This is a genomic window from Mesorhizobium sp. B1-1-1 (genome assembly GCF_006442955.1).
Taxonomy (GTDB): domain Bacteria; phylum Pseudomonadota; class Alphaproteobacteria; order Rhizobiales; family Rhizobiaceae; genus Mesorhizobium.
Window position 1 is genome coordinate 206,721 of sequence record NZ_VFWW01000012.1, and the last position, 12,632, is coordinate 219,352.

The 12,632-nt window shown below is 64.2% G+C and carries 15 protein-coding genes; 6 read left to right on the forward strand and 9 right to left on the reverse strand.

All coding sequences use genetic code 11. The annotated features are described in order from the left end of the window. Positions 1–7: 7 nt before the first annotated feature. The 6 genes from FJ986_RS24820 to FJ986_RS24845 all read right to left on the reverse strand — a co-directional run bounded on the left by FJ986_RS24820 (position 8) and on the right by FJ986_RS24845 (position 5,930). A complete protein-coding gene (locus FJ986_RS24820; protein WP_140560288.1) occupies positions 8–415 on the reverse strand; it encodes a GtrA family protein in 408 nt (135 codons plus the stop codon). Further along, the gene (locus tag FJ986_RS24825; RefSeq protein ID WP_140496315.1) at positions 412–1,233 is read right to left on the reverse strand and encodes a ChbG/HpnK family deacetylase; all 822 of its coding nucleotides are present in this window, start codon (positions 1,231–1,233) and stop codon (positions 412–414) included. The genes FJ986_RS24820 and FJ986_RS24825 overlap by 4 nt, the downstream gene beginning before the upstream one ends. Next, entirely contained in the window at positions 1,230–2,216 is a 987-nt protein-coding gene (locus FJ986_RS24830) for a glycosyltransferase family 2 protein (protein WP_140676091.1), read from the reverse strand. The genes FJ986_RS24825 and FJ986_RS24830 overlap by 4 nt, the downstream gene beginning before the upstream one ends. Beyond that, on the reverse strand, positions 2,209–3,375 hold the full coding sequence (locus FJ986_RS24835) for a glycosyltransferase family 87 protein (RefSeq protein ID WP_140496317.1): 1,167 nt from the start codon (positions 3,373–3,375) through the stop codon (positions 2,209–2,211). The genes FJ986_RS24830 and FJ986_RS24835 overlap by 8 nt, the downstream gene beginning before the upstream one ends. A gap of 228 nt (positions 3,376–3,603) precedes the next feature. Then, positions 3,604–4,641, reverse strand: a complete 1,038-nt coding sequence (locus FJ986_RS24840) for a zinc-binding dehydrogenase (protein WP_140556519.1) — start codon at positions 4,639–4,641, stop codon at positions 3,604–3,606. A gap of 50 nt (positions 4,642–4,691) precedes the next feature. Next, positions 4,692–5,930 (reverse strand): acyl-CoA dehydrogenase family protein, encoded by a 1,239-nt coding sequence (locus FJ986_RS24845; protein ID WP_140496319.1) that lies wholly within the window; start codon positions 5,928–5,930, stop codon positions 4,692–4,694. A 120-nt stretch (positions 5,931–6,050) separates the two neighbouring features. Between FJ986_RS24845 and FJ986_RS24850 the strand changes: the two genes are divergently transcribed. The 6 genes from FJ986_RS24850 to FJ986_RS24875 all read left to right on the forward strand — a co-directional run bounded on the left by FJ986_RS24850 (position 6,051) and on the right by FJ986_RS24875 (position 10,392). Then, positions 6,051–6,866 carry an SDR family oxidoreductase gene (locus FJ986_RS24850; protein WP_140496320.1) on the forward strand — a complete coding sequence of 272 codons (816 nt, stop codon included), beginning with the start codon at positions 6,051–6,053 and terminating at the stop codon, positions 6,864–6,866. A 24-nt stretch (positions 6,867–6,890) separates the two neighbouring features. After that, positions 6,891–7,391 (forward strand): MaoC family dehydratase, encoded by a 501-nt coding sequence (locus FJ986_RS24855; RefSeq protein WP_263483366.1) that lies wholly within the window; start codon positions 6,891–6,893, stop codon positions 7,389–7,391. Next, on the forward strand, positions 7,388–8,419 hold the full coding sequence (locus tag FJ986_RS24860) for a phosphotransferase family protein (protein WP_140676094.1): 1,032 nt from the start codon (positions 7,388–7,390) through the stop codon (positions 8,417–8,419). The genes FJ986_RS24855 and FJ986_RS24860 overlap by 4 nt, the downstream gene beginning before the upstream one ends. Positions 8,420–8,436: 17 nt before the next feature. After that, entirely contained in the window at positions 8,437–9,213 is a 777-nt protein-coding gene (locus tag FJ986_RS24865; RefSeq protein WP_140560282.1) for an SDR family oxidoreductase, read from the forward strand. A 91-nt stretch (positions 9,214–9,304) separates the two neighbouring features. Continuing rightward, the gene (locus FJ986_RS24870) at positions 9,305–9,949 is read left to right on the forward strand and encodes a TetR/AcrR family transcriptional regulator (protein ID WP_140560281.1); all 645 of its coding nucleotides are present in this window, start codon (positions 9,305–9,307) and stop codon (positions 9,947–9,949) included. A 194-nt stretch (positions 9,950–10,143) separates the two neighbouring features. Then, positions 10,144–10,392 carry a DUF680 domain-containing protein gene (locus tag FJ986_RS24875; protein WP_140560280.1) on the forward strand — a complete coding sequence of 83 codons (249 nt, stop codon included), beginning with the start codon at positions 10,144–10,146 and terminating at the stop codon, positions 10,390–10,392. Positions 10,393–10,436: 44 nt separating this feature from the next. Here the strand turns inward: FJ986_RS24875 and FJ986_RS24880 are convergent, their stop codons facing one another. The 3 genes from FJ986_RS24880 to FJ986_RS24890 all read right to left on the reverse strand — a co-directional run bounded on the left by FJ986_RS24880 (position 10,437) and on the right by FJ986_RS24890 (position 12,588). Continuing rightward, on the reverse strand, positions 10,437–11,489 hold the full coding sequence (locus FJ986_RS24880; RefSeq protein WP_140560279.1) for a Gfo/Idh/MocA family oxidoreductase: 1,053 nt from the start codon (positions 11,487–11,489) through the stop codon (positions 10,437–10,439). 11 nt (positions 11,490–11,500) lie between these two features. Next, complete coding sequence (locus FJ986_RS24885) at positions 11,501–12,286, reverse strand: ThuA domain-containing protein (RefSeq protein ID WP_140560278.1); 786 nt, start codon at positions 12,284–12,286, stop codon at positions 11,501–11,503. 80 nt (positions 12,287–12,366) lie between these two features. After that, a complete protein-coding gene (locus FJ986_RS24890; RefSeq protein ID WP_140496327.1) occupies positions 12,367–12,588 on the reverse strand; it encodes a hypothetical protein in 222 nt (73 codons plus the stop codon). Between the last annotated feature and the right edge of the window lie 44 nt (positions 12,589–12,632).

The window sequence follows — 12,632 nt, forward strand, 5'->3', positions numbered from 1 at the left end:
CAGCCTGCTATTTCAAGAGACGGCCCTCGATCGACCAGCGCGCGGCGAGGAAATTCAGCACCGCCGCCACAACCACCCCGCCGATCTTTGCCGGCCACACGCCGACGACGCCGGCGAACAGCGCGATCGCAAGGCTGGAGACACCAAGCGAAATCAGCGCGCCGAGCGAGGCGAAGCGAAGAAAGGCATGATGCAGCCGGATGGCCGGATCGCGCTCGAACGACCAGAAGCCGTTGGCCGCGAAGGAGAAGGTGACGGCAATGGACCAGGACGCAACGTTGGCGGGCAGCGGCGGCACGTGCAGCTTGAGCAGCAGAAAGAAACCGGCAAGGTCGATGGCCGTGTTCACCAGGCCGACAATGGCGAAGCGGATAATCTTGTTGCCGGTCGAACGCCGGGACTGATCGGCACTCATGCTGTGCCGTCCATGATGCCGACACGCGCGCGAGCCAGGTTTGCGCCGAAATGATCGGAGGCGAGAACCGCGAATTCGACTTCGCGCACATCTTGCATCGGGTCGCGTGCACGCAACGTCTCGTCGACATGCCCGGGATGGCACATGAACAGTCCCTCTTCCGGCAGGCTTTCAACGGCGGTTTGCAGGGCGGGCGCGAACTTTTCCGGCTGCCGCCAGTCATAGATGCCGGCGAGCGGCGCCCTCACGGTGAAGCCGGCGCGCCGCATGGATCGGTTGAAGCCAGTTGCCAGGGCGGCGATCGCCGCAATTTTCGATGCCGCCGCTCCGCTGCCGGCCAGTGCCGGCGCGCCGCGCAGCCACGGTCTGCCGGCATCTCCGGCGAAACGCCCCCGCAGCCATTTGCGCACGACAGGCAGGAAATGCACATGCTGGTGGCCGTCGATGAAATCGGGCCGGTGTCCGAGCGCCTCGACGAAGCGGCCAAATTGGGCGTCGAGCTCGGCATGGACGTCGCAGGTCTCGATGCTGCCGCGCAGGATCGGCAATGCCAGCGAGCGGAGCGGCGGCAGCCGGCCTTCCGGCGCCAGGCTCGACGGGCCGGTCACGGCCGGCTGGTCCGTCAAGGTCAGATGCAGGCCGACGGCGACCCGGCCGCACAGCGGCTTGATGCGTTCCGCCTCCCCCGGCCATTCCGCGAAACCGGTCATGCAACCGGTGCCCGTTAGCCGCCCGCGATCGAGCAGGTCGAGGATCGCCGCCGAGACGCCGGGCGCCAGGCCGTAATCGTCGGCGATCAGGCGGATGCCGCGCATCATGCCCCGGAAACGCCCGGCGCCGACCTGGCGGGAACATCGCTGCGCACGATATCGCGCACGATGTAGACCGGGCGATCCTTGCTTTCGCTGAGCGTGACCCAGACATATTCACCGATCAGCCCGAGAAGTGTCAGGTTGAGGCCGCCGAGCAACACCACGGCGACCAGCAGGCTCGGATAGCCTGGAACGGCAATGCCGTAGAACAGCACCTCGAAGAGCACTTTCGCGCCGTAGACCGCGCCGGCAAACGCCGCAAGCAGTCCGCTGAGGCTGATCAGGCGCAGCGGAATCACCGAAAAGGACGTAAATCCCTCTAGCGAAAAGGCGATCAGGTTGAGCCGGCTCCATTTTGACTTGCCGCTGGCACGGTTTTCCGGCGAATAGGATATGGCCTTCTGGCGGAAGCCGGCCCAGGCGAACAGGCCCTTGTTGAAGCGCCTTTTGTCGCGCAGGCTGGTCAATGCGCGCGCCACGGTGCCGCGCATGACGCGAAAGTCGCCTGCATTCTCGGGAATATCGAACCGCTGGCTGCTGTTGATCAGGCTGTAGAACAGTTTCGCCAACTGGCTGCGCCGCCAGCTTGCCCCGCGCCGGTCGTTCTGCGCGTAGACGACGTCGACGTCCGGATTCTCAGCCAGCTCGACGATCATCTTCAGGCTGGTCTCCAGGGAGTGCTGCAGATCCGCGTCCATGACAAGCACCATGTCGCCCCGCGAGTGGTCGAGGCCGGCGAGCACGGCGACCTCCTTGCCGAAATTGCGGCTGAGGCGCACGATTTCCCAGGATCCCGAAAGTGCCTGCAAAAACCGCCCGGCGCTATCGTCCCGGCTGCCATCGTCGACCAGGATCTTGTGGACTTGCATGCCGAAGCGGTTCGACACCGCCGCCTCGAGCGCGTCGAGCAATGCCGCGAAAGCCGTCGCCGATTGCGCCTCGTTGAAGAACGGCGCCACGATATCGAGTCTCGGGGGCATCTCAGCCATGGGCGACAGGCTCCACATTCACCAATTTTTGTCGCGCCTTGGCCCAGAACCACCATATCAGGAAGCAGGCGATGAAAGTGACCGTGATCGGCCGAAACCAGGGATAGAGAAAGTCATGCATGTGGCGCTCGACACCGGTCAAACCTGTCAGGAATAAAGTCATGGACAGCACGCAGGCCAGGACGCCACCTTTTTCTTCGCGCCACAACAGGGCAATGGCAAGGCCGGCGGGTACCGCGATCATCGCATAGGTGTTGGGCTCGACGCGCGGGTTGAAGACGCACATGTAGAAGGCGGCCGCCAGGAAGATCGCGAGTCCGGCCGCTCCTTGTTCGAGCTTGCGGTCGAACCAGAGCACGATCGAGAGCGTCAGCAGGCCGATCACGACGCGCACCGCCGTGGCAGCCGAATCCGGAACGGGCAGCCCCATCTCGATAAAGGGCGCGGTGAAATCGGTAGGAACAAAATGGCTGGTCTTGTCGACGGCCATCGACGTCAGCATGCGGGCGAAATCGCCATACTGCTCGTTCAGGTAGCCGGCGGGAGCGAAAGCGTAGGGGATGGCGAGCACGAACAGCACCGCGAGCACCAGCACCGGTATCAGCCGCGGGCGCAACGCCCCCACCAACAGCAGCATGATGATCGCGGTCGGCTTGGCCGTTATAGCAAGCGAGGCCCAGAAAAAGGTCTCCGCACGCCGTCCTTCCAGTGCCGACAGGGTCAAGAGCCAGCAGGCGCCGGTCAGCAGGATTGTCGCCTGGCCGTTGCGAATGGCGCCCAGTGTCATCGGCAAAGCGAGAAAGAGGCCGAAGGAAAGCAGCCAGGTCTGCTCCTGTCCGCCCAGCTTGCGCACCTGCCGCGCCGCGGCAAGGGTGAGAACGGCGAAACCGAGGGCATGCCAGACCAGCCCGCCAAGATGCGGTCCCAGATTCAAGAACGGAATATAGAGCGCGGCGAAGGCGGGCGTGTAAAGGTATCCCATCTCGGACTCGAGGTCGTAGAGCGGCCGGCCGGCGAGAAACTCCACACTGCCATATCTGTAGGCGTGCAATACGGTGCGCGCATCGGGCGACCACAGGACCAGGCCAAGCACGACCGCGAATGCCCCGATCCACAGGCCAAGCCCCAGACGGTCGAAAACCGGTTTGGAAATCCTCACCAAGCACCCCACACCAATCCGGAACAGGCCCGGTCCGGCACTGTCCCAGCGTTCATTGGCGGCGGCATATCACGGACAAAGCGGGGTGGCATAGGGGGATCGAACGGCGTGGCCGCCGATGACATTGAACGATCGCAGCCAACAAACCACCCTCTTTCCGGCCCTCGAAGGTTATAGCAGCTGTGCTCTCGATGAACCGGAATGCAGCTCAACCGCACACCCCCTGCTTTACGGCCGAATGAACACCTTGCCATTGGGCCTGGCCAGTTCCGCCGGCACGCGCGCCATCGCCTCGGCCAGCGGCACCACAGCCGTCACGTCGGTCGTCCAGCGCCCGTCGGAAAAGCGCTTCTGCGCCTCGAGGATCGCAGGACCGCGGCGATCCTTATGCTGCCGCATCCATTCGCTCAGCCAGAAGCCCTCTATGTGCTTGTGCTGGAAAATCAGCTGGCCGGGTTCGCGGATGATCGTGGCCTCGGGATCGAGCCGTCCATAGATGATCCAGCGCGAGCGCTTCGGCATGGCGTTGAAGATGGCCGAGGCCAGTGGCCCGGTCACCGCATCGAGGAAGATGCGCGGCTGTTCGGCCTTTATCACCTCGCGCAGCGAGGCTTCGAAATCGGGCGACTTCTCGTTGAGCACATGGGCGGCGCCGATTTCCTTCAGCAGCGCGATCTGCTCGTCGCGGCGCACGGTGACGATAGGCCGGAATCCTTCCTCACTGGCCAGCCCGATGATCAGCTTGCAGAGCTGGCTGGCGCCGGCGGTCATGATGAAGGCCCTTTCGCCTTCTCGGCTGACGATGTCGAACATGGCGAGCGCGGTAAGCGGATTGACGATCATGGCAGCCCCATCCTCGTCGCGCACGGTGTCGAGGAGCGGAATGCAGGCGGCGGCTTCGGCAACGGCATAGTCGGCCCATGAGCCCCAATTGGAGAGCCCGGTGGCGAAGGCAACGCGCTTGCCGACGAGGCTCTTGGGATAGGGCTCGTCGCCGCCGGCAACGACCACGCCGACGCCTTCGAAGCCGGCCGGCCGGCCCTTGAGCCGCGGCTGGCCGTACTGGCCCTTGATGAAGGCGACATCGGACGGATTGATCGACGCAAGGCTGACCTTGATCAGCACTTGCGTCGGCCCAGGTGCCGGCACTGCGATACTGCCTGGCTTGAGATAGGGCTCCATCGCCTCCAGCACGCTGCCGCTCGGCGCCCTGGTGTAGCCGTCGCCGACCAGGAGCAGGGCCTTCATTTCGGAGGGTATGGCCATTGGTGGCTGCTCCTTGGTTGTCGACGCAAGACGATGAGATGCCGGCCGGCTCAAACCTTTTCCTGCGTGTATTTCCTCAATTCAGCCCGCGCCACCTGGCGGCGATGCACGGCATCCGGCCCGTCGGCGAGGCGCAGCGTTCTGAGATGCGTCCACGAGCGCGCCAGCGGCGTGTCCTGGCTGATGCCTTGCGCGCCGAACATCTGCACCGCCTCGTCGGTGACCTTCAGAGCCATGCGTGGCGCGACCACCTTGATCTGACTGATCCAGGGCGCGGCGGCGCGCGCGTCGCCCTGGTCGATCATCCACGCCGCCTTGAGGCAGAGCAGGCGGGCCATCTCGATCTCCATCCGGCACTCGGCGATGATATCGAAATTGGCGCCGAGTTTCGCCAGTGGCTGGCCGAACGCTTCACGGCGGACCGAACGCTGGCACAGCAGCTCCAGCGCCATCTCGGCCTGGCCGATGGCCCGCATGCAGTGATGGATGCGGCCGGGGCCGAGGCGGCCTTGCGCGATCTCGAAACCCCTGCCCTCGCCGAGGATCAGGTTCGACGCCGGCACCAGCACATTGTCGAAGCGAAGATGCATGTGGCCGTGCGGCGCGTCGTCGTCGCCGTAGACCTGCATTGGACGCAGCTTGCTGACACCCTTGGTGTCCGCCGGCACGAGGATCATCGAATGCCGCCTGTGCTTCGGCTCTCCATCGGAGGTCTTCACCATGACGATATAGATGGCGCAGCGGGGATCGCCGGCACCAGAGGCCCACCATTTCTCGCCGTTCAGCACATAGCCGTCGCCGCGCCGTTCGCAGCGCATCGAAATGTTGGTGGCATCCGACGAGGCTACGTCCGGCTCGGTCATCAGATAGGCCGAGCGGATCTTTCCGTCGAGAAGCGGCTCCAGCCAGGCGTTCTTGTGCTCCGCCGAGCCGTAGCGCTCCAGCACCTCCATGTTGCCGGTGTCGGGCGCCGAGCAGTTGAAGGTCTCGGCGCCGAGATGCGCCTTGCCCATCTCCTCGGCCAGATAGGCGTATTCGACGGTGGAAAGACCGTAGCCGCGTTCCGAGCCGGTCAGCCAGAAATTCCAAAGGCCGCGCTCTCTTGCGGTCGTCTTCAGCCCTTCGAGGATCTCGGTCTGGCGCCGCGTGTATGTCCAGCGGTCGCCCGCCTTGCCGACTTCGCCGAGGAATTCCTTGTCGAGCGGCATGATCTCGTCGCGCACCATGGCCGCGACGCGCGCATGGATCGGCCTCAGCCGCTCCGTCATGCCGAGATTCATCTCCGTCATCGGTTGCTAACCCTTCATTCAGGCCGGGCATTTTGTCAGTGGCAAGGATGACCGTACTTCGGATAGCCTTGTCAACGCGAACGCTTTCCCCGATCCGCCGATGAAAGGCGCAGGAGTTCGATGAGCTATCTCGACGATCTTTTTTCGGTGGCCGGCAAGACCGCGCTGGTCACGGGCGCGGCGACCGGCATCGGCCGCATGGCGGCGACGGGCCTCGTCAAGGCCGGCGCAACGGTGATGATCGCCTCGCGCAAGGGCGAGGACTGCATCAAGGTCGCCGAGGAATTGAACGGGTTTGGCGCGCCGGGCCGGGCGGAAGGCTTTGCCGGAGACGTTTCCAGCGAGGCCGGCATTGCCGCCTTGGTCGGCGAGGTCAAGACGCGGGCCGAACGGCTGCATATCCTGGTCAACAATGCCGGCGTGTCCTGGGGAGCGCCGCTGGAGAGCTTCCCCTATCATGCCTGGGCCAAGGTGTTCGGCGTCAACGTCACCGCCGTCTTCCACCTGACCCGCGAACTGCTGCCGCTGCTCGAAGCCGCCGCCAGCGACGAGGATCCAGCCCGGGTGATCAATCTGGGCTCCGTGATGGGCACGCAGCCGCTGGCCGACGACGCCTACTCCTACACCGCCTCCAAAGCGGCCGTTCATCACCTGACGCGCACCCTGGCGCTGGAATTCGCCGGCCGCCGCATCACCGTCAACGCCTTTGCCCCTGGGCCCTTCCAGAGCCGGATGACGGCGTTTGCCACCGCCACTGAGGAACAGGCCAGGTATGTCGGCAGCCACGTTCCGATCGGCCGTATCGGCGCCCCGGATGACATTGCCGGCGCAACGCTCTATTTGTGCAGCCGTGCAGGCAGCTATGTCACCGGCGCCATCCTGCCGATTGACGGCGGACAGTCGGTGCAGCATGGGCTGACCCTGTTCAAGGAATGACATGTCCGGCCGGGGAAGCCGGGGATGAAACTGGAGGACATCCGCGTGGAACCGATCAGTCTCGATGTGCTTCTGGCCAGCGTCGGCAAGGAGGTGGGCGTCTCGCCATGGCGGGTGGTCACGCAGCGCATGATCGACCAGTTCGCAGACGCCACCGACGACCACCAGTTCATTCATTGCGATCCGGAGCGGGCCAAGCGCGAGACGCCATTCGGCGGCACCATCGCGCATGGCTTCCTGTCGCTGTCGCTGTTGTCGGCAATGACGTTCGAGACCATGCCGCCGCTGGAAAACGGCAAGATGGGCGTCAACCACGGCTTCGATTCGCTGCGCTTCCTGGCGCCGGTGAAGACCGGCGCGCGCATCCGCACCCGTTTCGTGCTGGCTGACGTCAAGGTCAGGCCCTCAGGTTGGGTGCAGACGGCCCATGACGTGACGATCGAGATCGAGGGCTCGAAGAAACCGGCGCTCACCGCCCGCTGGCTGACGCTGACCCTGATCGAACGCCAGCCAGAGACCGCATGAGCGACCCGAACGCGCTCGACCAGGCAGCGCTTTCGCCCTATCTCGAGGCGCGGATCCCCGGTTTTGCCGGACTTTCCTCCGTCGAAAAATTCAAATCCGGCCAATCCAACCCGACCTATCTGCTGACGGCGGCCAGCGGCCGCTACGTGCTGCGCGCCAAGCCGCCGGGGCAGTTGCTGAAATCGGCACACCAGGTCGACCGTGAATTCAGGGTGATGAGCGCCCTTTCGGGCACCGCCGTGCCGGTGCCGCGGATGCTGCATCTCTCGGCCGAGAACTCGCCGATCGGCCGCATGTTCTACATCATGGATTTCATCGACGGCCGCATCTTCTGGAATCCGGCACTGCCGGAAGCGCGCGACAATGGCGAGCGCGCCGCCATCTACGATGCCATGAACGCCACGCTCGCCGCCCTGCACGGCGTCGATATCGAGGCCGTGGGTCTCGGCGATTTCGGCCGGCCGGGCAACTATTTCGAGCGCCAACTGGCGCGTTGGACCAGTCAGTACCGCGCCTCGGAGACCGGTGCCATTGCCGACATGGACCGGCTGATCGACTGGCTGGAGACGCACAGGCCCGCCGACGACGGCCGTGTCTCGCTGGTGCATGGTGACTATCGGCTGGACAATCTGATATTCGCGCCGGACCGGCCGAAGGTGATGGCGGTGCTCGACTGGGAACTGTCCACATCAGGCCATCCATTTGCCGATATCGCCTACCAGTGCATGCAATGGCGCCTGCCGCATAGCTCGGGCTTTCGCGGCCTGGGCGGTATCGACCGCGCCGCGCTCGGACTGCCTTCGGAAGAGGACTATGTCGCCACCTATTGCCGGCGGCGCGGGCTCACCGGCAGCGGCGACTGGACGTTCTTCCTCGCCTTCTCCTTCTTCCGGCTGGCCGCGATCTGCCAGGGCGTCTACAAGCGCGCGCTGGACGGCAATGCCTCGAACCCGGAAAAGGCCAGGACCTATGGCGAGGCGGTGAAACTGCTTTCGCACCTCGCCGGGAAACTGATCGACCGAAACTGATCGACGAGAAATAATCGATGGGCCGCTTCGACGGAAAAACGGTGTTGATCACGGGTGCCGCGGGCGGGCTTGGCCGCGGCGCCGCCAAAGCTTTTGCCGCCGAGAGCGCGCGGCTGGTCCTCTCCGACCTCGATGAACCAACCTTGAGGAGCTTTGCCGAAACGCTCGATGCCGAGACGGCGGTCCTGGCCGGAAACATCGCCGACGAGGCGCTGTCGCAGGCGCTGGTGGCTCTGGCGGTCGAAAGATTCGGCCGGCTGGATGTCGCGGTCAACAATGCCGGCATCGTCCAGAGTTTCGTGCGTTTGCCGCAGGTCGCCTCGGAGGAGGCGCGCCGCGTGATCGAAATCGATCTGCTCGGCGTCTTCTATGCCATGAAACACCAGATCCAGCAGATGGAGCGGCAGTTCAAGGCTGACGGCAAGGGCGGCGCCATCGTCAACATCGCCTCCGCCGCAGGACTGGGTGGCGCGCCGAAGCTCTCGATCTATGCCGCCGCCAAGCACGGCGTGGTTGGGCTGACCCGGTCGGCGGCAATTGAATACGCCAGCAAGGGCCTGCGCATCAACGCTGTTTGTCCGGCGCACACGAGAACGGCGATGGTCGACAGTTTCGTGCGCGTCTCCGGCGCTCCGGAAGCTGACGCCTTGGCTGAACTGACGCGCGGCGTGCCGATGAGGAGGGTGGCCGAAGTGGATGAGATCACCCCGGTGATCCTGTTCGCCGCCGACCCCGCCAACTCCTTCATGACCGGCCACACATTGGCTGTCGACGGCGGCGTCGGCGCCATCTGACGCCTGCCGCTTGGGAACCAGCGACGCCCTTGTCCGTTTCCGTACAGCGTATATAATTCAGTTGGCCCCCAACCAGCAGAGGCAGGCGATATTGCCGGTGAGCGCCCAGACACGCCGCGAGAAACAAAAGGCCGAACAGCGTTCCGAACTTGTGGAGGCCGCGCACAAGCTCGTGCAGGAGGAAGGCTATGAGGGCCTGACCATCCGCAAGCTGGCCAAGCGCGTCGGCTACGCGCCGATGTCGGTCTATTCCTATTTCGCCGACAAGCAGGACATATTGTTCGCGCTGGCTGAGGATGCGTTCGAGACGCTTGCCCGACGCATCGAGGAGCATCCTGCCGACGATCCGATCGAGGCGCTGCAAGCGGTGATGACGGAATACGCCGCATTCGGGCTTGGCAATCCCAATGAATACCGCACCGTCTTCATGACCGAAAAGACCAAGCTGCCGGCAGGCCGGAGCTACGAGGACATGGAAGAAAGCAACCCGGCGATGAAGGTGCTGATCAGCAGGGTCGAGGCCTGCGTCGCCGCGGGGAAGTTGCAGGGTGATCCGCGCGCCATTGCTACCATGCTGTGGGCGGTCGGCCACGGCACCATCTCGCTGCTGATCACCTTCCCCTTCTACCCCTTCGGTGATCCGCGGGCTTTCGTGAAACGGATGTGCGATTTCACCCTTGCCACGCTCAGCACGCAGAACGTGCCCCCGCTGACCGAGACACCGGTCAACTGCTGAACGATATCTCCTTGCGTATCCACGCTTCATCGACGCTCCGCGTTTAACGTGCCAAGCGGGGCGGATTTTCTTGGTTAACAAAAATTTCCGTACGTGTACGATTCTGGCTTGAACTCCGCGATCAGTGGGCGTATTTGTACGGAATACCGTACACGTACGAGAACAAATTCACCCATCGAACCCGGAGACGGACAATGAAAAAGACCCTCCTCACCCTCGCTGCCGTGCTGGCACTTTCGGGCTCGGCCCTCGCCGCCAACACGACACACCCGGTCAAGCACGTGCCCGCCGCGACCTGCGTCGACGCCAAGGCCAATGTGAAGCTCGATTGCGCATCGACCGGCTCGCTCGAGAAAAAGGGCGTCACGGAAACCACCGCTGAAGGCAAGGGCCCGCGCCTCGGCATCAGCATCAATCCCTGGATCGTGCCGAGCGCGTTCTGATAGCGGCAACACACGCCTGGCTGGTGCAGCCGGCCAGATGTGATTCAGGCGATCGTGACCGGCAGTCTGGACGACGAACTCTCGAAGGCCGCGTCGATCAGCCTCTGCATGTCGGCGGCGCGACGGAAGGATGGATCGCCGTTCCTTCCCCTATCGAGCGCTTCGGCGAAACGCAGCGCGTTGCGCTTCACATCCGGCAGCGCCAGTGTCCGCCAACGTTGCTGGTCGATGTCCTCGCCCAGGCAGGCCGACAGGCGCGAAACCTTGCCGTCTGTTTTGACCTTGATGGCGCCCTTGGTGCCATGCATGGCCAGCGACAGGTCGTTGGCGTGGCCGGTCATGTAGCGGCTGGCGACGATCGTCGCGAGCGCCCCGCATTTGAACCGCGCCGTCATTGCGACACTGTCGTTGGCATCAAGCACATAATCGCCGATCCGATCGCCTTCGGCCTTGGGAAACGTCACCAGGTCGGCGTGCAGGGTGGCGATGTCCTGGTCGGCGCCATAGCTTGCGAAATCCAGAATGTGGATACCGACATCGCCGAGCACGCCCGTCGAGCCGTGCCGGTTGGACAGGCGCCACAGCCATTTGTCCTCGATGCGCCAGTCGCCCCATGACTTGCTGACCAGCCAGCTCTGTTTGTAGCTCGCCTCGACATGGCGCAATGCGCCGATCTCGCCGGCCTGCACCATGCGTCGCGCTTCCTCGATCGCCGGCGAGTTGCGGTAGGTCAGGTTGACCATGTTGACGACCCCGGCCGCCTCGGCCGCTTCCGTCATTGCAAGCGCGTCGGCATGGTTCGGCGCCAGCGGCTTTTCGCAAAAGACGTGTTTCCCCTGGGCAAGCAGCGCCAGCGTCGTGGCCTTGTGCACGCCATCCGGCGTCGCATTGATGGCCGCATCGAACGCACCCCAGCCGATCGCCGCTTCCAGGCTCTCGAAAGACTGGCTGATCTTGTTGGCGGCGGCGAACATCGCACCGCGGCCCGGCACCTGGTCGACGCAGGCGACGATTGTGCATCCTGGAATCCTGGCGAACTCCTCGACGTGATGTCCGGCAATGCCACCGGTGCCGAGCAGAAGGAGGCGGTGCGCCATCAACTCAGCCCTTAGCTCAAGCCCCTATCGCCGTCGGCATGCAGGCGCAGGCCCTTCTGGACGATCTTCTCCTTGGCCTGGTCTGTCGGCACGTTCGGCGCATTGATGATGCCGGACCATGCGGGTGCGGGATTGTGCGCCCAATGCACGGCGTTGCGCAGCACCTGCTGCACGCCTTCATTGTGGTAGATCGGGTAGGTCTCGTGGCCGGGCGAGAAATAGAAGATCCGTCCGGCGCCGCGCTGATAGGTCAGCCCCGACCGGAAGACTTCGCCGCCTTCGTACCAGGAGACGAACACTGTCTCCAGCGGCTCCGGCACCGCGAAGGGCTCGCCATACATCTCCGTCTCGCCGATCTCCAGGCACTCGCCGATGCCTTGCGCGATCGGATGGCCGCGGTTGATGGCCCAGACGCGCTCGCGCTCGCCCGCTTCGCGCCATTTCAGCGAACAAGGCGTGCCCATCAGCCGCTTGAAGATCTTCGAATAGTGTCCGGAATGGAGCACGATCAGACCCATGCCTTCCCAGACCCGTTTCTGCACGCGCTCAACGATCTCGTCCTTGACCTCGCCATGGGCGGCATGGCCCCACCAGAGCAGGACATGGGTGGCAGCCAGCCGGCTTTCGCTCAAGCCGTGCTCCGGCTCCTGCAAGGTAGCGGTGGTCGCCTCGATGCCCTTATCCTGGTTGAGCGCGGCTGCGATGGTCCCATGCATGCCCAATGGATAAAGGCCGCGCACGGCGGCATTGGTCTGCTCATGGACATTCTCGCCCCAGACGACGGCTTTTACCGGCATTTTACGATCTCCCAAAGCGCTTTGAATATCCCACTTGGCGCCGTCTTGGAAAGATGGCTCCTCAACCGAAGCTGGGGAAATCAGCGCGGTTTGCGTCCGGGAACGGTCTTGGCTTTGCCCGGCCTTGCGGGGGCGCCGGGGATAGCCGTCCCCGTGATCGACACAGGATCGCTGGCCGGGAACGTATCCTCGAGGCCTTCCTCGAGTTCCTCTTCGGCGTCGGCGCCGTGATGCCGCTCATGCTCCAGGGAGCGCACGGCCGAGCTTTTCCCGGGCGACTTCGGCGTGGACTTCGATGGCATCGGCATTCTCCCTCGACCTGTTGCCGCAAATGGGCGCGGGCGGC